We start from the raw sequence: 18,531 nt of genomic DNA on the forward strand, positions 1-18,531 counted from the left end.
CTCCTCATTCCAGTGAGATGCGTATCGCGGCGGCGGCGGCCAGCGGCGCGAAGAACAGGGACATGGCCAGCACGGCGCCCAGCAGCGACAGGTGCGCGTTCGCGCCCAGGCCGCTTTGGGCCGCCTGCACCGCGCCGGCGCCGAATACGAGAATGGGAATGAAGAGGGGCAGGACCAGCAGGGCCAGCAGCGCCCCGCCGCCACGCGCGGTCAAGGTGAGCGCCGCGCCAATGGCGCCGATCAGGCCGAGCGCGGGCGTGCCGATGGCCAGGCCCAGCGTCAGGATCAGCAGGGCGGCGGCGTCCAGCCCGAACTGCAATCCCAGCACGGGCGCAAGCAAAGTCAGCGGCAGTCCGGACACCAGCCAGTGGGCCGCGACCTTGCCCAGCACGACCACCGGCAAGGGCGCGGCGGAGAGCATCAGCTGCTCCAGCGAACCGTCGCGATGGTCTACTTCGAAAAGACGGCCCAGCGACATCAGACAGGACAGCAAGGCCATCACCCAGAGCACGCCTGGTGCAATGGCCCGCAGCGTTTCGCGCTCGGGGCCGACTGCCAGGGGGAACAGGCTGGCGGCCACCAGGAAGAAGGCCAGCGGCGTCAGCGTGTCGCTGGCGCGCCGCTGGGCGATGCGCAGGTCGCGCAGCGCAACCGCCGCAAGCAATTTCGGCATGGAATACATGCGCTAGGATCCAAGCCGGATCTGCTTGTGCGCATGGTCCAGCGCAATCTCTTGATGGCTCGTCGCCACGATCGCGCCGCCATCGCGCAGATGGCGATCCATGGCGCGTGCAAGCCAGGAGTGGGCTGCGGCGTCCAGGGCGGTCACGGGTTCGTCGAGAATCCAGAGGGGCCGGAACTCGGCAAGCAGGCGAGCGAGGGCCGCTCGCCGCCTCTGGCCGGCCGACAGGGCGCGGATGGGAAGATGCTTCTTGCTTTCGAGGCCTGCCTCGCGCAGCGCGGACGCGATGGCTGCGGGACGGTCCGCGTGTCCGCTTGCGGCCTGTAGCGCTTGCAGATTCTGGATGGCGCTGAGTTCGCCATTGAGGCCCTCGGCGTGGCCCACATAAAAGAACTGGCCGCGATACCCGTTGCCAGGTTGCGAGATGCCGAGTCCCTGCCAGAGCACCTTGCCGCGGGCGGGCCGCGTCAAGCCCGCCAGGATGCGCAGCAGGCTGGTCTTGCCGCTGCCGTTGCGTCCGTGGACGAACAGGCATTCGCCGGGCGCCACATGCAAGGCCAGCCCCTTGAACAGCGGACGCTCCGCGCGCATGCAACCCAGATCCATCGCTTCAAGCATTGCCGTCCCGCCGCTGTGTGGACAAAGGGGCAACTATAGGGAGGCGCGTCTGACCGCCACATTGCTGGCGCTTTACATTCCTGTAATGTTGGGCCGGAAACGGCCTTGTTTCAGTACAGATCGCGCGGGTGCGGGCGGAGCAGTTGAAATAGTCCTGATCGGCGCCGCGAGTCGCGGCGCCGTGGCTGCTTAGAACCAGATGCGCACGCCGGCCAGGATGGCGCGTTCGGAACGGCTTTCTCCGGCCTCGCTCGCGTAGCTCGCGGTCTTGCCGAACTTGCGTCCGAACGACACGCCGACATAAGGCGCGAATTCGCGCGTGACTTCGTAGCGCAGCCGCAAGGAGAACGATGCGTCGGACAGGCCGGAGCCCACGCCGCGCGCCTCGTCGTTCTTGCCGTACAGGCTGGCTTCGATCTCGGGCGTGAGGATCAGGCGCTGCGTAAGCAGCAGGTCATACTCGGCCTTCAGCGCCAGCGCAGTCCTGCCGGATCCGCCGACATAGCCGGTGATCTCGGTCTCGATGCCGTAGGGGGCTACGCCCTGCACGCCGAACGCGGCCCAGTTGCGTTTCGGACCCGTGCCGAAATCGCGCCGCGCGCCCAGCTGCAAGTCCCAGAACGGCGAGATCGTGTGGCTCCAGAAGGCCTCGATCTTGGCATCCGTGCTGCCGTTCAGGCGATCGCCCTCGCTCTTGATCCACAGCTTGTTCAGGTCGCGGCCGATCCAGAACTGGCCGTCCCATTGCAGGCTGGTCTGTTCGTTGCGGTCATAGGCGACGCCGAGCTTGTCGAACAGCAGATGGCTGGTGACGACGTTGTCCATCATGTGTGGATGGATGCGGTAGGCGGCGTAACGCTGCTCCGTGCTGCCGTCGCTGGAGGGCAGGGAACCCACTGGCGGGCCTTTGCGCGAGGATTCGTCCATGCCGGGCATCGAGCTGTGATCCATGCCAGGCATCGAACCGTGATCCATGCCTTGCATCGAGCCTTGGTCCATGCCTTTCATGGAACCGTGGTCCATGCTCTTCTTCGAGGTCGGCGCCTGGCCCTGCATCGATCCATGATTCATGCCAGGCATCGAGCTGTGGTCCATGTCCTGCATTGAACCGTGGTCCATGCCATTCATCGTTCCTGCCGGCGTCTGCGCCAGGGCCAGTCCGGATGCGGCGGAAAGGAGGGCGGCGCCCGCGACGAGCCCGGGCCAGTGCTTTCTGGATGTCGTTGTTCTCATTATTCCCCCCCCTATTCCACGACGACCGCGCGGAACATGCCGGCCTCCATGTGGAACAGCAAATGGCAGTGATAGGCCCAGTTGCCGCGCGCGTCCGCGCTGACGCGGTAGGTGAGGCGCTGCGCCGGGTTCAGGCTGATCGTGTGCTTGCGGACCTGGAAATTGCCGTCGGCGGACTCGAGGTCGCTCCACAAGCCATGCAGGTGGATGGGGTGCGTCATCATGGTGTCGTTGACCAGAACGAAGCGCACGCGCTCGCCATACTTGAGCACGATGGGCTTGGCCTCGGTGAACTTCAGCCCGTTGAACGACCACATGTAGCGGTCCATGTTGCCGGTCAGATGCAGCTCGATCTCGCGGGTTGGCGGGCGGTTGTCCGCGGGTTCGACCATGGAGCGCAGGTCGGCGTAGGTCAGCACGCGGCGGCCGTTGTTGCGCAAGCCCACGCCGGGATCGTCCAGCCGGGTCGAGACGATGTCGGGCACCATGGAGTTGGCGGGGCTGTACTCGGCGGGGTAAGGGTGCTTGACCTCGACCATGCCGCCCTCGTTGCCGCCCGCGCCGTGGTTCATGCCGGCGTGATTCATGCCAGCCATGCCAGCCATGCCTGCGTGGTTCATGCCTCCCATGGAGCCATGGTCCATGCCGCCTTGCGTCCCAGCGTTCATCGCGCCTTGAGCGCCGTGGTCCATGCCGCCCGCCTGCGAGCCGCCCATGTCCATGCCGGGCATGTCGTGCGCCATGCCCATGTCCATCATGGTCAGCACCTGCACCGGGTCCAGCGCCGGGATCTCGGCCTGCATGCCTTCGCGCGGCGCCAGCGTGCCGCGGGCATAGCCGGAGCGGTCCATGGCCTGCGAGAAGATCGTATAGGCGCGCTCGTCCTGCGGTTCGACGATGACGTCATAGGTCTCGGCCACGGCGATGCGGAACTCTTCCACCTCCACGGGCCGCACGGCCAGGCCGTCGGCGGCCACCACCGTCATCTTCAGGCCGGGGATGCGCACATCGAAGTAGGTCATGGCCGACCCGTTGATGAATCGCAGGCGGATCCGTTCGCCCGGGCGGAACAGGCCAGTCCAGTTGCCGGCCGGCGACTTGCCGTTGGTAAGGAAGGTGTAGGTCGCGCCCGAGACGTCGGCCAGATCGGTCTGGTTCATGCGCATCTTCTGCCACATGAGCCGCTCGTTCAGCGCATTCTTCCAGCCGGATTTCTCGGCGTCGTCCATCAGACTGCCGACGGTGGGCTGGATGTAGTTGTAGTAGTCGGGCATCACCTTGAGCTTGCGGAACACGCTCATGGGATCTTCATCGGTCCAGTCGGACAGCAGCACGACATAGTCGCGGTCCGCGCGCACCGGGTCGGGGCGCTTGGGATCGATCACGATGGCGCCGTACAGCCCCGTCTGCTCCTGGAAACCGGAATGGCTGTGATACCAGTACGTGCCGCTCTGGCCCACGTCGAACTGATAGGTGAAGGTCTCGCCGGGGGCGATGCCGGGAAAGCTCAGGCCGGGCACGCCGTCCATGCCAGTGGGCAGGATGATGCCGTGCCAATGGATCGAGGTGTCTTCGCGCAGGCGGTTGGTGACGCGCAGCGTGACGCGGTCGCCTTCGCGCCAGCGCAGCGTGGGCGCGGGCAGCATGCCGTTGACCGTGGTGGCGATGCGCGGGGCGCCGGTGAAATTGGCGGCGCTTTCGCCGATCTCCAGGTTGAACTCGGTGCCCGACAGCACGCTCTGCCGGGCGGAGCCGGCCTGCGCCCACGAGGACGGGCCCCACAGGCCCATGCCGGCCAGCGCGCCGCCCGTGGCCAGGCCCTGCACGAACCGGCGGCGCGGATTCGAAACTGCTCTACTCATGCTCTATCTCCCCGGTAGCCGGACCGGCATCCCGGCAGTGGATTACTTGACGGAAACCGCGCCCTTCATGCCGGCGGGGTAGTGCCCGGGCTCGAGGCAGGCGAAGGCGACGGTTCCCGCCTTGTCGAACGTCCAGACGATGTCGCCGGCCTTGCCCGCTTCCAGGGAAACGGAGTTCGGCTCTTCATGGCGCATGCCCGGATCGTTGAGCATCATCTGGTAGTGGCTGTCCAGGTCGGCCTTGTTGCCCAGCACCATTTCGTGGCGGATCTTGCCCGAGTTGGTGACCTTGAAGCGGATGGTTTCGCCTGCCTTGACGTCGATCTTGTCCGGCGTGAAGCGCATGGCGTCCGTCATGTCGACGACAACCGTGCGCGAGACCTTGGCGGGGTTGCCGGGCTTGCCGATGGCGGCCACGGCATCATGGCCGCCGCCGTGGCCCGCGCCATGGCCGGGGGCGGCCATGGCACCGAAGGAAAGCAAAAAGGCGCCCGCGGCGACGGCGCCCTGCGCGAGTTTCACCAGTTTTTTCATGCGTATCCTCTAGACTCGAATTGGGGGTAGGAGGCGCCACTTTAGTGACGCGCTCCACACCGCAACCTGTCGGGAGGATTACTTTCCTGTAATGTTCGGCGCCCGGGATAGCGTGAAGCCGACCTCGGTGCCCTGTCCGCCGCAGCGGGCGAAGGCGTTGCCGCCATGCATGCGGGCGATGGCCCGTACGATGGCCAGGCCCAGGCCGTGTCCGTCGGCGCGCCGGCTGCGGGCATCGTCGCCCCGGTAGAAGCGGTCGAAGATGCGTGGCAAGGCCTGCGCCGCGATCGGCGCGCCAGGGTTCCTGACCCTGATTTCTATCTCGTCCTGCCGGGTGATGCAGTAGAGGTCGATACCGCGTCCGCGGGGCGTGGCCCGGATGGCGTTGCTGAGCAGGTTCGCGATGGCGCGCCGCAACAGCCGCGGGTTGGCCATCAGGGTGGCGGCGCCGTGGGCCGTCACGGATACGCCGGCCTCGTCCAGCGCGGCCTCGTAGTATTCGGCCACGCGGGCGACCTCCCGGCGCACGTCCACTTCCTGCAGGTCGCCCGCCGGCTCGCCGCCATCGGCGCGGGCCAGGAAAAGCATGTCGTTGACCAGCGCCTTCAAGCCCTCCAGCTCTTCCAGGTTGGACTCCAGCACCTCGCGCAGCTCCTGCTCCGAACGCCTGGACGACAGGATGACCTCGGTGCCGCTGATCAGCGTGGCCAGGGGCGTGCGCAGTTCATGCGCCACGTCGGCGTTGAAGCCTTCCATCTGCTGGTAGGCCGTCTGTACCCGGCCCAGCATGCCGTTGAAGGTATGGGTGAACTCGCGCAGCTCGCGGTCTATGCCCTGTTCCGGCAGGCGCACGGCGAGATTGTCCGGCTGGATGCGGGCGGCTTGCTGAGACAGGCGGCGGATGGGCGACAGTGAGCGCCGCACCGCCCATGCCGACAGCACCAGCGTGGCGCCGACCCAGACCGCGCAGATCAGGACCAGCGCGGTGGCGAAGGCATACAGGAATTGCGTTCCTGGCCGAAGATTCACGGCCACGGTGAGCTCTGCGCCCGGCAGCAGCGCGCCTTCGAGCGGCACGCGCAAGCCGCGCATGTTCCAGCCGTCCTGCGAGTGCAGCCTGATCTCGCGCCCGGACAGCGGCCGCACGTCCACGGGCGGCGCCTCGCCGTAGAACACGCTGCCGTCCGCAAGCGTGATCCAGGTCTTGAGGTTGCCGTGGCCGACCATGATGTTGTCCAGGGCGCCGCGCAGATCCTGCATCTGCGCGAGCGTGGCCTGCATGCCGATGAGGTGGTTGATGAGCTCAAGTTTGCCCGCCACCTCGGTGATTTCCTGGCGCTGCACCTCGCGCTTCAAGGCCCAGAACAAGGTGTAGCCGGCGATGCTGGAAACCACCAGGGCAATGATGCCGAGCAGCAGCGTGAGCCGGATTTCCATGGAGGCGACGCGGGGCAGCTTCATTTTTCGCGCAGCTCCAGCACGTAGCCCATGCCGCGCACGGTATGCAGCAGCTTGGTCTCGAACGGATCGTCGATCTTCGCGCGCAGACGCCGCACGGCGACTTCGATGACGTTGGTGTCGCTATCGAAGTTCATGTCCCAGACCTGCTCGGCGAGCACGGTCCGGGACAGCACCTGGCCATGGCGGCGCAGCATCAACGTCAGCAGCGTGAACTCCTTGGCGGTCAGGTCCAGGCGCAGGCCGCCTCGTTGCGCCTTGCGCCGCGCCAGGTCCATCTCCAGGTCGGCAAGCTTGAGCAGCGTCGATTCCTGTCCCCGGCCGCGGCGCAGCAGGGCCTGGATCCGCGCCAGCAGCTCGGAAAAGGCGAAGGGCTTGACAAGATAGTCGTCCGCGCCGCCCTCCAGGCCGCGCACGCGGTCTTCCACCTTGTCGCGGGCGGTCAGCATCAGGACTGGTGTTTCCTTGTGCTTGCGCAGGTCCGCCAGCACGCCGAAGCCGTCGACGCCGGGCAGCATGACGTCCAGCACCACCACGTCGTAGTCGCCCTCGATGGCGGCGTGCCGTCCGTCGATGCCGTCGCGGGCGATGTCGACCACGTAGTTGTGCTCGGTCAATCCTTTGCGGACGTAGTCCGCGAGCTTTCTTTCATCTTCGATCAAGAGGATACGCATGGGGCGCCTCGCTTTCCTTGCACAAATGTAATGAGTCGGTCCGGCTTCTGTAATTGCCGACTGCGTAGAGTTCAGCGTGTCTGCCAAGTTCCCGCTTGGCGGCGCTGAAACACAAGGAGCGATCCGTGAGTGCTCGAAAACCTATCTCGAAGAGCTTTGAAACGGCCAACGATGAAATCGGCGTTGCGGCGCATTATGCACCCTGCGCGCCGAAACGTGCACGGCAATTCGAGCGGATGCCGGCCGATGGCGCCGGTCCGTCCAGGACCTGAACAGGCGCTCCGCAATGAAGATCCTGTACACCAATTTCCATCGCGGCGATGGCGGCGGTCACACCACCTATGTGCTGTCGCTGGCCGGGGCGCTGCGCAACGCGCACGATATCGTGGTGGCCGCGCCGCCGGAAAGCCGCTTGTTCAAGGCGGCCTCGGCGATGCCTGGCGTTCGGGCCGAAGCGCTGGATTTCCGCGGCGGCCTGCTGGCCGCGCTGCCCAACGCGCGCCGCCTGAGGCGGCTGCTGGCGCAGGAGCGCTTCGACGTCGCGCATGTCAACGGTTCGGCCGACCATCGCGCGTGCATGCTGGCGGGCCTGGGGCTTGGGGCGGATAGCCCCGCGGTGGTGTACACGCAGCACAACGACCGGACCGCGAGCAGCTTCGGAGCGATGCTGCGCGCCCGCCTGGCGACAGACCGCGTCATCTGCGTGTGCGAGCACACGCGCCGCAAGATGGTGGGCAGCGCGTTCGGGCGCTGCGCCCTGCGCACCGTGCGCAATGGCGTGGACGTGGAACGCTTCAGGCCGCCCGCGCTGCACGCCGTGGATGAAGCCCGCCGCTGCTGGCTGCCCGCCGCGCATGCAGGCCGGCTGGTGGTTGGCAGCAATGCCGGCACCGCGGACTACAAGCGCTGGCTGGACATGGTCGAGGCCGTGTCCTTGCTGCCTGCCGCGCTGCGCGAGCGCATCGTCGTCATGATTGCCGGCGAACCGCCCGGCGAACACCAGCGTCGGCGCGTGCGTGAAATGGGCATGGAAGACCAAGTGATCTTTTCAGGCCTGCTGGACGACGTGCGGTCCTTCGTGGCCGCGCTGGACGTGGGCTTTGTGCTGTCTTCGGAGATGGAGACCATCTCGTTCGCGTGTCGGGAAATGATGGCGATGGGCGTGCCGGTCATCGTCAGCAATGCCGGCGGGCTGGCCGAGAATGTGCATGCGGGGCTGGACGGCTGGGTGGTTCCGGCGCGCGCGCCCGAGGCCGTGGCAAGCGTGCTGCGCGAGATCCTGGGGCAACCGCAACTGCTGGTCCCCATGGGGCGCGCGGCGCGGGAGAAGGCCGTGCGGGATTTCGCGCTTTCGCGCTTCGTGGCGGACACGCATGCGGTCTACCTTGAAGCGCTGGCGCAGGCCCAGCGTCCGTTGCGGCTGGCTTGAGCGCCGATGGATGCTGGCGGGGAACGTCAGACCATCGCCTTGCCGCTGCGCCTGGCCGCGCGGATGTCCTGCCACAGCGTCACGCACAGCAGCGCCAGGATGAGCGCGGAGATGGCGGGCCACACCAGAAAGTAGAACGTCAACCACATATCAGTCTCCTTGTTGCTGGATGGATGCTCAGCCTTGGGCGGGCTGGATTTCGGGGCGTTGCGCGGAGGGCGCGGACATGGCGTCTTGCGCTTCCTGGAAGGACGTCACGCGGTCCGCGAGCAGGCTGAAGTCGAAACGCTGCTGGTTGCGCAGGCTGAGGCCGGCGCAGACCGTGGCGCTGACGCCGTAGGCGGTCAGCGAGCCCATCAGGACGATGTACTCGCGCAAGGTGCCCACGAACGCAGGCAGCATGACCAACATGCCCAAGGCGCCCACGGCGAGCGCCGCGGTGCGGCCGAAGAAGCCGAACGTCATGAGGCCCAGCACCACGCCGCCGCCGATGGCCGAGCAGATCTCGAAGAACACGGCGACCGCGCCGGTAATGGGCAGCAGCTCGAAGCGCACGATGGTGAACAGGACGACTGCGCTGAGCACGGCGCTGACGAAAGCGCGGTTGTCGACGCGGTCCCAGTAGAAGCTGGCGATGACCGGAAACACGATGGCGCCCCACAGCGCGCCGACAAACACCAGCATGACCAGGATGTCCAGGCGCAGGCTGGCGAAGATCACGCCTATCATGGTCGCCACGATCATGGTGCAGCGGCCCCACCACAGCATGCGGCGCGGATCCGGACGGCCGGCAGCCAGGTTCTTGGCGTACACGTCGGTCATGACGATGGCCGACAGCGCGGCCAGGTCGGAATCCGCTGTGGAAGAAAGCGAGCCCACGACCAGCAGGAAGAACAGCGCGATGCCGAAAGGAGGCAGGTAGGTCGACGCCATCTGCGGAATGATGTTGTTCATGTCGCCGCCGGCGGGCTCCAGGCCGACGAAAAGCGCGAGCAGCCCCAGCATGCCCAGTCCGATCACGACGGCGCCATATCCCGCCGTGGCCGTCAGGAAGGTGGGTTTGATCAGGTCTTCGCGTACCGCGAACAGGCGCTGGGCGATGGTCTGGTTGCCGATGGCGTAGGCCAGCACGGCCACGAAGTAGGGCGCGCCCTGTTCCAGGATGGCGCGGGTGGAATAGAAGTCGGCCTGGTCGGAACTCAGCCGCCACATGTTCTCCGACAGCATCTCAGGGCCGCCAGCGTTGAAGAAAATGAGCGGGATGATGACGACCGCCGCGATGATCATGGCGGCCAGCTGCGCAAAATCCGTCATCACGGAAGTGCGGAATCCCGACCACAGCGTGTAGGACAGCACGCCCAGGCCGGCGATGAGCACGCCCTGGATGAAGGTGAGCGGGCTCAGGATCGAGACCAGCGCGCCTGCCGCGGTGAAGTTGACCATCAGGCTGATGCAGCTGCCGACGATGTTCGACACCGCCATGATCATCTGGCTGGAGGTGCCGTGGCGCGCGTGTATGACCTCGGCCAGCGTGTGGGCCTTGGGCGCCAGTTTGCGGAAACGCTTGCCGAAGGGATAGATGAAGAGAATCATCAGCGCGCCCCAGAAGCCGTAGTGCAGCGGACCCGACAGGCCATACTTGTAGCCCGAAGTGGCGCTGGCGTAGAACGACGCCGCCCAGATCCAGGTGGCGATCATGCTGGCGGTGGACAGGCCGAAACCGACCGCGTTGTTCGACACCATGTAGCCGTCCACGTTCTCGTTCTTCTGGCTTATCAGGAGCGACATGAGGAAGGTCGCGCCGTAAAAGCCCACCAGCAGCAGGATGGCGGTGGTGGCGGATAGCTGAAAGAATTCTGTCTCTTGCATCGTCTTCGTCCTTTCTCCTTGACAGCGTGTTCATGACGGACAGTCACGGCTGCATGAAGGCCGTTTCCGCGGGATGCGATGGGCGGCAAACCCCTGTGACGCAGCCGAAACACCGGGCGAGCGGCCGTAGGCGCGATCGCAGGCCTGCCCGGCGCGGGCGTGGCAAGAGACGCCCTCGGACGGACAGCAATAAGGCACACCGTATAGGTGTCTTGCTGCCGCATTGCGCAGAACGCTGGTTGCTTTTTACGTTGCCCGATGCGGCGAGCGATGGTCCTGCCTGGTAAGCAGGAGTTTTGTTCCGCAGCCGTTACGGCTGGGTGTGGGTGTTTCGGCGTTACACGCCGGGCCGCTGTGCGCGGCCTTGTGATGGATGCTTCCAGGCGACGTGCATCGTCTGGCTGCATGCGTAATGAACTACAACAGGCGCCAAGTATAGGGACATAGCCCGTTCGAGTCCAGCATGCGCGCCGCGCGGGGTATCGCGATTCGCATTGGCGGGTATCGCAACACTTAATTGGCCGCGGCGCGCGCCGTCCGATAACGTGTGTGCAGGAGTCCGCCATGCGAACGGCATGGCGACAAGCAATACCGAGACCAGACATGACAGACCGCGTATACATCAATGCCGTCGGAGCAGACGGCAATCCCCTATGCATGCACGTGCGCGATGGCCGCATCCTGACGCTGGGCGCCGAGCCGCCTGCCGCGGGCGCCGCGCAGGTGACCGACCTGTGCGGGCACCTGGTGCTGCCCGGCTTCGTCGATGGCCATATCCACCTGGACAAGAGCTTTGTCGGCGACCGCTGGCGGCCTCACCGGCCCGCGGCCAGCCTGCGCGAACGGCTGGCCATCGAGAAGGAAGAGCTGGCGGCCGCGCCGCCCATCGAGGGACGCGCCGATGCGCTCATCGCGCAAGCCGCGGCGTTCGGCACGGTGGCGATGCGTTGCCACGTGGACGTGGACGCCACCACCGAACTGAGCAATCTGCGCGCCGTCATGGCGGCGCGCGAGAAATGGCGCGGCATCGTCGACATCGAACTGGTGGCGTTTCCCCAGGCCGGCGTGATGTCCTGTCCGGGCACGGCGCAATGGCTGGAAGCGGCCGTGCGCGAGGGCGCCGAGGTGGTGGGCGGCATCGATCCCTCCACTCTGGACGGCGACGCCGAAGGCCAGCTGGATTGCGTATTCGGCATTGCGGACAGGCTGGGCGCGAAGATCGACATCCATCTGCACGAGCCGGGCGAGCAGGGCGTCGATCAGATCTCCCGGATCGCTGCGCGCGCGCGGGCGCTCGGCCTCGCGGGCCGGGTCGCCATCAGCCACGCCTATGCGCTGGGCGACGTCGGACCGCGCGCTTTGGAAGAGGTGGCGCGCAAGCTGGCCGACGCGGGCGTGGCGATCATGACGAACGCGCCTGGCGACCGGGCATTTCCGCCGGTTCTGGCGTTGATCGAGGCGGGCGTGCGCGTGTTCACGGGCAACGACAACATCCAGGACTGCTGGTGGCCTTACGGCAATGGCGACATGCTGCAGCGCGCGATGCTGATAGGCTACCGCTCTGGTCTTTACACGGACGGCGAGTTGCTGACGGCTTTGCGCATGGCGTCCCACGCGGGCGCGGAGGTGTTGGGCCTGGAGGGCTACGGCTTGGCGCCCGGCAACGAGGCGACCTTCGTGGCGCTGCCCGCGCCCAACGGCGCGGCCGCGGTCGCTGCCGTGCCGGCACAGCGCTTGCTGTTCCGCAAGGGCGAGCCTGTGGGCGACGCTGTAGCGGCTTTCGGCGCTGTCAGGCCGGCGGCGTGACCTGCGCGGCGCGCTGTTCGCAAAACTCGGCCAGTGCGCGCAGCAGCGCGTGGCCGGCATCGCTCAGGCGCGAACGGGCATAGAGCGACAGGCGCAGTCCGTCAGGCGTCGGGAAACCTTCTTCCGGCGTGAGCATCCGGTGCTCGTCGGTGACGCAGGCGGCCGGCAGCAAGCTGACGCCCAGCCCTGCCGCGACCGCCGCGCTGAGGCTGGGCAGGCTGGGGCTGGAGAAGCGCACGTGCCAGGGCTTGCCGCTGGTCTCCAGCATGGCGGTCATTTCCTGGCGGTAGAGCGCGCCGGACGGAAACGCCACCAGCGGCACGGCGGTGTCGGATGCGGGCGGCGGCGAGCCGCTGGCGGTGATCCAGCACAGGGGCTCGGGCCACTGCGCGTGGCAATCGGCATCGACTTCCCAATGCTTGACCAGCAGCAGATCGAGTTCGCCATCGCGGTAGCGCCGCAACAGCTCATGACTGAGGCCGCCCTCGACCTCCACGCGCAATCGGGGATAGGCCGCTTCGACGGCGGCGATGGTGGGCATCAGCGTCGAACCCATGAAATCCTCGGGCGCGCCCAGGCGCAGCACCGCGCTGGCCTGCGCGGCGGCCACGCTTTCGCGCGCTTCCTCGGCCAGGCGCAGGATGCTGCGGGCGTAGCCCAGCAGGCGCTCGCCTTCCTCGGTGGGCAGGACGTGGCGCTGCGCGCGGTCCAGCAGGCGGCAACCCAAACTCTCTTCCAGACGGATGACGTGCTGGCTGACGGTGGATTGCGTCAGGTGCAGGTGTTCGCTGGCGCGGGTGAAGTTGCCCGTGTCCACGACGGTAAGGAAACTGCGCAGCAGGACGGGATCTAGCATTTGGATGTCCACTTGAATCTATCGAGCCAATTAATTTCATAATACTTGGGGCCGTTGCCATACTACGAGACTTACAGGGCCGCGAGCCGATCTGGCCGGTCCCTGGTTGTTGATCTGGAGGGAATATCGATGCTTATCTTTCGTGCGGGCCGCATCTGGCTGGCGGCATTCTTGTTGAGCATGGGGGGCGCGGCCGCAGCTGCGGGTCCGGATAGCGCGCTGCTGGGCGCGGCGGGCACTGGCGACGCGGCCCGCGTCAAGCAGCTGCTTGAGCAAGGCGCCGGGGTCAATACGCGCGACGCGGAAGGCAATACGCCGCTGCTGCGCGCAACCCAGGGCAATCATGTCGAGGCGGCCCGCGCCCTGATCGAAGCCGGCGCCGACGTCAACGCGCAGAATTCGATCCGCGACAGCGCCTATCTGCTAGCCGGCGCGCGCGGCTACCGCGAGATCCTGGCGCTGACGCTGACGCATGGGGCCGACCTGAAGAGCACCAACCGCTACGGCGGCACCGCGCTCATCCCCGCATGCGAGCGGGGCCACGTCGAGGTGGTGGACATGCTGTTGCGCGCGGGCGTGGACCCGGACCATGTGAACAACCTGGGCTGGACCGGCCTGCTGGAAGCCGTGATCCTGGGCGATGGCGGCGCGCGCCATCAGGCAATCGTCAAGCGGCTGATCGACGCCGGCGCCGACGTCAACCTAGCTGACGGCAAAGGCGTGACGCCGCTGCGCCATGCGCGTGAGCGCGGCCAGGCCGAGGTTGTGCGCCTGCTGGAGCCGGCGGGAGCGAAGGGCTGAAGCGCTTGCGCAGGGCAAAAAAAAACGGGGCTTGAAAGCCCCGTTCGTCATGCCGGAAACCGCAAGCCGGGTCAGAACCCCTCGCGCGGCACGTGCACGCGGCCTTCCATCAGCACGCGGGCGCTGCGGCTCATGATGGCCTTGGTGACCTTCCATTCACCGTCCACGAGCTTGGCCTCGGCGCCGACGCGCAAGGTGCCGGACGGATGGCCGAAGCAGACATTGTCGCGTTCGCCGCCGCCCGCGGCCAGATTGACCAGCGTGCCCGGCACCGCAGCGGCGGTGGCGATGGCGACGGACGCGGTGCCCATCATGGCGTGGTGCAGCTTGCCCATGGAGAGCGCGCGCACCAGCACGTCGATGTCACCCGCGCCGATCTTCTTGCCGCTGGAGGACACGTACTCCTTGGGCGCCGCCACGAAGGCGACCTTGGGCGTGTGCTGGCGGCTGGCCGCCTCTTCGAGTTTCTTGATCAGGCCCATGCGCAGCGCGCCATGGGCGCGGATGGTCTCGAAGCGCGCCAGTGCGGCGGCGTCGCCGTTGATGTCGTCTTGCAGTTCCGTGCCGCGGTAGCCCAGGGCTTCGGCGTCCAGGAAGATGGTGGGGATGCCCGAGTTGATCATGGTGGCCTTGAACGTGCCGATGCCGGGCACTTCCAGATCGTCCACCAGCTTGCCGGTGGGGAACATGGAGCCGCCGTCGCCTTCTTCGGCCGGATCCATGAATTCCAGGCGCAGCTCGGCGGCGGGGAAGGTCACGCCGTCCAGTTCGAAGTCGCCGGTCTCCTGCACGGCGCCATCGGTGATGGAGACGTGGGCGATGATGGTCTTCTGGATGTTGGCTTGCCAGATGCGCACGACGGCGGTGCCGTTGCGCGGCACGCGGGCCGGGTCGACCAGGCCATTGGTGATGGCGAACGGGCCCACGGCGGCCGACAGGTTGCCGCAGTTGCCGCTCCAGTCCACGAAGGGCTGGTCGATGGAGACCTGGCCGAACAGGTAGTCCACATCATGGTCCGGGCGCGTGCTCTTGCCGACGATGACGGTCTTGCTGGTGCTGGAGGTGGCGGCGCCCATGCCGTCGATCTGCTTGCCGTAGGGGTCGGGGCTGCCGATCACGCGCATGAGCAGCGCGTCGCGCGCGGCGCCGGGCGCGCGCGCGGATTCGGGCAGGTCGTCGAGCTTGAAGAACACGCCTTTGCTGGTGCCGCCGCGCATGTAGGTGGCGGTTATCTTGGTCTGGGGAGCATGGGTCATGGGGCAGTCCTGATGATTTGTGTGGGGAGGCGGGCGCCGGAGCGCCCGCCCGGCCGTGGCGTATCAGCCGGCTTTCTGCCCGTCGGCCGCGGACGAGGCTTCCAGGAAGTCCTGGGCGAAGCGCTGCAGCACGCCGCCGGCTTCGTAGATCGAGACTTCCTCGGCGGTGTCCAGGCGGCAGGTCACCGGGACTTCGACGGTTTCGCCGTTGTGGCGGTGGATTACCAGCGTCAGGTCGGCGCGCGGCTTGCGTTCGCCGGTGACGTCGTAGCTTTCGGTGCCGTCCAGGGCCAGCGTCTTGCGGTTGACGCCAGCCTTGAATTCCAGCGGCAGCACGCCCATGCCGATCAGGTTGGTGCGGTGGATGCGCTCGAAGCCTTCGGCGACGATGGCTTCCACGCCGGCCAGGCGCACGCCCTTGGCGGCCCAGTCGCGCGACGAGCCCTGGCCGTAGTCGGCGCCGGCCACGATGATCAGCGGCTGCTTGCGGTCCATGTAGGTCTCGATGGCCTCCCACATGCGCATGACCTTGCCTTCGGGCTCGACGCGGGCCAGCGAGCCCTGCTTCACCGTGCCGTCCTCGTTCTTCACCATTTCGTTGAAGAGCTTGGGGTTGGCGAAGGTGGCGCGCTGCGCGGTGAGGTGATCGCCGCGGTGGGTGGCGTAGGAGTTGAAGTCCTCTTCGGGCAGGCCCATCTTGTCGAGGTATTCGCCGGCGGCGCTGTCCAGCAGGATGGCGTTGGACGGCGACAGGTGATCGGTGGTGATGTTGTCGCCCAGTACGGCCAGCGGCAGCATGCCGCGCAGCGTGCGTTCGCCGGCCAGCGCGCCTTCCCAGTACGGCGGGCGGCGGATGTAGGTGCTCTGCGCGCGCCACTCGTACAGCGGACTGACGGCGGCCTTGCGGTCGTCCTGGATGCCGAACATGGGAGCGTAGACCTTGCGGAACTGCTCGGGCTTGACCGCGGCCTTGACCACGGCGTCGATTTCTTCGTCGCTGGGCCAGATGTCCTTCAGGCGGATCTCGCGGCCGCTGGCGTCATGGCCCAGCACGTCGCGCTCAATGTCGAAGCGGATGGTGCCGGCGATGGCATAGGCCACGACCAGCGGCGGCGAGGCCAGGAAGGCCTGCTTGGCATAGGGGTGGATACGGCCGTCGAAGTTGCGGTTGCCGGACAGCACGGCGGTGGCGTAGAGGTCGCGATCGATGATTTCCTGCTGGATGACGGGATCCAGCGCGCCCGACATGCCGTTGCAAGTGGTACAGGCGAAGGCGACGACGCCGAAGCCCATTTTTTCCAGGTCTTCGGTCAGACCGGCTTCGTCCAGGTACAGCGACACGGCCTTGGATCCTGGCGCCAGCGAGCTCTTGACCCAGGGCTTGCGGGTCAGGCCGGCGCGGTTGGCATTGCGCGCCAGCAGGCCGGCGGCGATGACGTTGCGCGGGTTGCTGGTGTTGGTGCAGCTGGTGATGGCGGCGATGATCACGGCGCCGTCGGGCATCAGGCCGGGCTCGTTTTCCACCACGCCGGAGATGCCGCGCTCGGCCAGGTCGCTGACGGGCAGGCGGCGGTGCGGATTGGACGGACCGGCCAGGGTGCGCACCACGCTGGACAGGTCGAAGCGCAGCACGCGTTCGTATTCGACGTGCTTCAGGCTGTCGGACCACAAACCCGTGGTCTTGGCGTAGTTCTCGACCAGGGCGATCTGCTCGTCCTCGCGGCCGGTCAGGCGCAGGTAGTCGATGGTCTGCTGGTCAATAGAAAACATCGCGGCCGTGGCGCCGTATTCGGGCGCCATGTTCGAGATGGTGGCGCGGTCGCCCAGCGTGAGGCTGGCGGCGCCGGCGCCGTAGAACTCCAGGTAAGCGCCCACGACCTTCTCTTTGCGCAGGAACTCGGTCAGCGTCAACACGATGTCGGTGGCGGTGATGCCGGGCTGGGCGCGGCCGGTCAGCTCCACGCCGACGATGTCGGGCAGGCGCATCCACGAGGCGCGGCCCAGCATGACGTTTTCGGCTTCCAGGCCGCCTACGCCGATCGCAATCACGCCCAGCGCATCCACGTGCGGCGTGTGGCTGTCGGTGCCGACTAGCGTGTCGGGGAAGGCCACGCCGTCCTGCGTGTAGATGACGGGCGACATGCGCTCCAGGTTGATCTGGTGCATGATGCCGTTGCCCGGGGGCACGACTTCGATGTTGCGGAAGGCCTGCTTGGTCCAGTCGATGAAATGGAAGCGGTCTTCGTTGCGGCGGTCTTCCACGGCGCGGTTCTTGGCGAAGGCGTCGGGATCGTTGCCGTCGTATTCCACGGCCAGCGAGTGGTCGACGATCAGCTGCACCGGCACCACGGGATTGACCTTGGCGGGATCGCCGCCCTTGTCGGCGATGGCGTCGCGCAGGCCGGCCAGGTCCACCAGCGCGGTCTGGCCGAGAATGTCATGACAGACCACGCGCGCCGGGAACCACGGGAAGTCCAGGTCGCGGCGGCGCTCGATCAGCTGCTTCAGCGCGTCGGTCAGCATCGCCGGGTCGCAGCGGCGCACCAGGTTTTCCGCGAGCACGCGCGAGGTGTAGGGCAGACGGTCATAAGCGCCCGGCGAAATCGCCTCGACGGCGGCGCGGGTGTCGAAGTAGTCCAGGCGGGTGCCGGGCAGGGGCTTGCGGTAGTTTTGGTTCATGCCTCTGTGCGCTGCAGGTTGCCCTGCGCGATCTGCTGTTCGATGTTGAGACGGGATGCGCGGATGTGGCGGCGCATCAGGATTTCGGCCAACTCGCCATCGCCGTCGGCGATGGCGTCCAGAATGCGGTGGTGTTCGGCGTAAGCCTGCCGGGGGCGGTTGGGCGTTGTCGAATACTGGATGCGGTACATGCGCGCCAGTTGATAGAGTTCATCGCACAGCATGCGGAACAGCATCTGGTTGCCGCTGCCCTTGACGATGCGGTAATGGAAATCGTAGTCGCCTTCCTGCTGGTAGTAGCCCAGGCCGGCCTGGAAGGCTTCGTCGCGTTCGTGCGCTTCCAGCACGGCGCGCAGCTCGGCGATTTCCGAGGGCGGCATGCGTTCGGCCGCCAGGCGGCAGGCCATGCCTTCCAGCGATTCGCGGATTTCGTAGAGTTCGGACAGTTCCTGCTGCGACAGGGACACCACGCGGGCGCCGGCGTGCGGCACGCGCACCAGCAGCTTCTGGCCTTCCAGCCGGTGCAGGGCTTCGCGCAGCGGACCCCGGCTGACGCCATGGATGCGGGCCAGCTCGGGTTCGGAAATCTTGCTGCCGGGGGCGATTTCTCCCTTGACGATGGCGGACTGGATCTTGCGGAAGATGTGTTCCGCAAGCGTCTCGCTGTCACCGGGGGCGGCGCCGGGCAGGGTCAGCACCTTGCTCATTGTGTTGACAATCTTTCCGTTATGAGAAGAAAAATTCGGAAAAAAACGCCTTGTGGCGTTGAATTGT

At 66.7% G+C, this 18,531-nt stretch carries 16 protein-coding genes; 3 read left to right on the forward strand and 13 right to left on the reverse strand.

Translation table 11 applies throughout. The features are described from left to right. Positions 1-4: 4 nt before the first annotated feature. The 7 genes from ccmB to FOC84_RS17100 all read right to left on the reverse strand — a co-directional run bounded on the left by ccmB (position 5) and on the right by FOC84_RS17100 (position 7,061). Positions 5-673 carry a heme exporter protein CcmB gene (ccmB, locus tag FOC84_RS17070; protein ID WP_173145472.1) on the reverse strand — a complete coding sequence of 223 codons (669 nt, stop codon included), beginning with the start codon at positions 671-673 and terminating at the stop codon, positions 5-7. Positions 674-685: 12 nt separating this feature from the next. Next, positions 686-1,300 carry a cytochrome c biogenesis heme-transporting ATPase CcmA gene (gene ccmA, locus FOC84_RS17075; RefSeq protein WP_173145473.1) on the reverse strand — a complete coding sequence of 205 codons (615 nt, stop codon included), beginning with the start codon at positions 1,298-1,300 and terminating at the stop codon, positions 686-688. A gap of 189 nt (positions 1,301-1,489) precedes the next feature. Then, positions 1,490-2,308, reverse strand: coding sequence for a copper resistance protein B (locus tag FOC84_RS17080; protein ID WP_254242022.1), 819 nt, complete (start codon positions 2,306-2,308; stop codon positions 1,490-1,492). A 236-nt stretch (positions 2,309-2,544) separates the two neighbouring features. Beyond that, positions 2,545-4,395, reverse strand: a complete 1,851-nt coding sequence (locus FOC84_RS17085) for a copper resistance system multicopper oxidase (protein ID WP_173145474.1) — start codon at positions 4,393-4,395, stop codon at positions 2,545-2,547. A 42-nt stretch (positions 4,396-4,437) separates the two neighbouring features. Continuing rightward, complete coding sequence (locus tag FOC84_RS17090; protein WP_173145475.1) at positions 4,438-4,929, reverse strand: cupredoxin domain-containing protein; 492 nt, start codon at positions 4,927-4,929, stop codon at positions 4,438-4,440. A 78-nt stretch (positions 4,930-5,007) separates the two neighbouring features. Further along, the gene (locus tag FOC84_RS17095) at positions 5,008-6,390 is read right to left on the reverse strand and encodes a heavy metal sensor histidine kinase (protein WP_173145476.1); all 1,383 of its coding nucleotides are present in this window, start codon (positions 6,388-6,390) and stop codon (positions 5,008-5,010) included. Continuing rightward, positions 6,387-7,061: a heavy metal response regulator transcription factor gene (locus tag FOC84_RS17100; RefSeq protein ID WP_088142865.1), complete on the reverse strand. Its 675-nt coding sequence runs from the start codon at positions 7,059-7,061 to the stop codon at positions 6,387-6,389. The genes FOC84_RS17095 and FOC84_RS17100 overlap by 4 nt, the downstream gene beginning before the upstream one ends. Positions 7,062-7,347: 286 nt before the next feature. On the opposite strand from FOC84_RS17100, the gene FOC84_RS17105 reads away from it, so the two are divergent. Beyond that, positions 7,348-8,490 (forward strand): glycosyltransferase, encoded by a 1,143-nt coding sequence (locus tag FOC84_RS17105; protein WP_173145477.1) that lies wholly within the window; start codon positions 7,348-7,350, stop codon positions 8,488-8,490. A 26-nt stretch (positions 8,491-8,516) separates the two neighbouring features. Here the strand turns inward: FOC84_RS17105 and FOC84_RS33305 are convergent, their stop codons facing one another. Further along, positions 8,517-8,639 carry a putative transporter small subunit gene (locus FOC84_RS33305; RefSeq protein ID WP_217278763.1) on the reverse strand — a complete coding sequence of 41 codons (123 nt, stop codon included), beginning with the start codon at positions 8,637-8,639 and terminating at the stop codon, positions 8,517-8,519. A 28-nt stretch (positions 8,640-8,667) separates the two neighbouring features. Next, entirely contained in the window at positions 8,668-10,359 is a 1,692-nt protein-coding gene (locus FOC84_RS17110; protein ID WP_173145478.1) for a sodium:solute symporter family protein, read from the reverse strand. Positions 10,360-10,962: 603 nt separating this feature from the next. On the opposite strand from FOC84_RS17110, the gene FOC84_RS17115 reads away from it, so the two are divergent. Next, on the forward strand, positions 10,963-12,165 hold the full coding sequence (locus FOC84_RS17115; protein ID WP_173145479.1) for an amidohydrolase: 1,203 nt from the start codon (positions 10,963-10,965) through the stop codon (positions 12,163-12,165). On the opposite strand, the gene FOC84_RS17120 is transcribed toward FOC84_RS17115, so the two are convergent. After that, on the reverse strand, positions 12,149-13,021 hold the full coding sequence (locus FOC84_RS17120) for a LysR family transcriptional regulator (RefSeq protein ID WP_173145480.1): 873 nt from the start codon (positions 13,019-13,021) through the stop codon (positions 12,149-12,151). The two genes, FOC84_RS17115 and FOC84_RS17120, sit on opposite strands and share 17 nt — an antisense overlap. Positions 13,022-13,150: 129 nt before the next feature. Between FOC84_RS17120 and FOC84_RS17125 the strand changes: the two genes are divergently transcribed. Next, a complete protein-coding gene (locus FOC84_RS17125; RefSeq protein WP_173145481.1) occupies positions 13,151-13,822 on the forward strand; it encodes an ankyrin repeat domain-containing protein in 672 nt (223 codons plus the stop codon). Positions 13,823-13,893: 71 nt separating this feature from the next. Here FOC84_RS17125 and prpF read toward each other — a convergent pair whose 3' ends face one another. The 3 genes from prpF to FOC84_RS17140 all read right to left on the reverse strand — a co-directional run bounded on the left by prpF (position 13,894) and on the right by FOC84_RS17140 (position 18,464). Continuing rightward, a complete protein-coding gene (prpF, locus tag FOC84_RS17130; protein ID WP_173145482.1) occupies positions 13,894-15,078 on the reverse strand; it encodes a 2-methylaconitate cis-trans isomerase PrpF in 1,185 nt (394 codons plus the stop codon). Between the two features lie 63 nt (positions 15,079-15,141). After that, complete coding sequence (acnD, locus tag FOC84_RS17135; protein WP_173145483.1) at positions 15,142-17,757, reverse strand: Fe/S-dependent 2-methylisocitrate dehydratase AcnD; 2,616 nt, start codon at positions 17,755-17,757, stop codon at positions 15,142-15,144. Next, a complete protein-coding gene (locus tag FOC84_RS17140; RefSeq protein ID WP_088142856.1) occupies positions 17,754-18,464 on the reverse strand; it encodes a GntR family transcriptional regulator in 711 nt (236 codons plus the stop codon). Before FOC84_RS17140 ends, acnD begins: the two co-directional genes overlap by 4 nt. Positions 18,465-18,531: the final 67 nt, after the last annotated feature.

It is taken from the genome of Achromobacter pestifer (genome assembly GCF_013267355.1).
In the GTDB taxonomy this organism is placed as follows: domain Bacteria; phylum Pseudomonadota; class Gammaproteobacteria; order Burkholderiales; family Burkholderiaceae_B; genus Achromobacter; species Achromobacter pestifer_A.

What these genes read in the sequence shown, in the direction of transcription:
- ccmB (WP_173145472.1), bottom strand. Translation starts at nt 673, where the DNA reads ATGCCGAAATTGCTTGCGGCGGTTGCGCTGCGCGACCTGCGCATCGCC.
- ccmA (WP_173145473.1), bottom strand. Translation starts at nt 1,300, where the DNA reads ATGCTTGAAGCGATGGATCTGGGTTGCATGCGCGCGGAGCGTCCGCTG.
- FOC84_RS17080 (WP_254242022.1), bottom strand. Translation starts at nt 2,308, where the DNA reads ATGAAAGGCATGGACCAAGGCTCGATGCAAGGCATGGATCACGGTTCG.
- FOC84_RS17085 (WP_173145474.1), bottom strand. Translation starts at nt 4,395, where the DNA reads ATGAGTAGAGCAGTTTCGAATCCGCGCCGCCGGTTCGTGCAGGGCCTG.
- FOC84_RS17090 (WP_173145475.1), bottom strand. Translation starts at nt 4,929, where the DNA reads ATGAAAAAACTGGTGAAACTCGCGCAGGGCGCCGTCGCCGCGGGCGCC.
- FOC84_RS17095 (WP_173145476.1), bottom strand. Translation starts at nt 6,390, where the DNA reads ATGAAGCTGCCCCGCGTCGCCTCCATGGAAATCCGGCTCACGCTGCTG.
- FOC84_RS17100 (WP_088142865.1), bottom strand. Translation starts at nt 7,061, where the DNA reads ATGCGTATCCTCTTGATCGAAGATGAAAGAAAGCTCGCGGACTACGTC.
- FOC84_RS17105 (WP_173145477.1), top strand. Translation starts at nt 7,348, where the DNA reads ATGAAGATCCTGTACACCAATTTCCATCGCGGCGATGGCGGCGGTCAC.
- FOC84_RS33305 (WP_217278763.1), bottom strand. Translation starts at nt 8,639, where the DNA reads ATGTGGTTGACGTTCTACTTTCTGGTGTGGCCCGCCATCTCCGCGCTC.
- FOC84_RS17110 (WP_173145478.1), bottom strand. Translation starts at nt 10,359, where the DNA reads ATGCAAGAGACAGAATTCTTTCAGCTATCCGCCACCACCGCCATCCTG.
- FOC84_RS17115 (WP_173145479.1), top strand. Translation starts at nt 10,963, where the DNA reads ATGACAGACCGCGTATACATCAATGCCGTCGGAGCAGACGGCAATCCC.
- FOC84_RS17120 (WP_173145480.1), bottom strand. Translation starts at nt 13,021, where the DNA reads ATGCTAGATCCCGTCCTGCTGCGCAGTTTCCTTACCGTCGTGGACACG.
- FOC84_RS17125 (WP_173145481.1), top strand. Translation starts at nt 13,151, where the DNA reads ATGCTTATCTTTCGTGCGGGCCGCATCTGGCTGGCGGCATTCTTGTTG.
- prpF (WP_173145482.1), bottom strand. Translation starts at nt 15,078, where the DNA reads ATGACCCATGCTCCCCAGACCAAGATAACCGCCACCTACATGCGCGGC.
- acnD (WP_173145483.1), bottom strand. Translation starts at nt 17,757, where the DNA reads ATGAACCAAAACTACCGCAAGCCCCTGCCCGGCACCCGCCTGGACTAC.
- FOC84_RS17140 (WP_088142856.1), bottom strand. Translation starts at nt 18,464, where the DNA reads ATGAGCAAGGTGCTGACCCTGCCCGGCGCCGCCCCCGGTGACAGCGAG.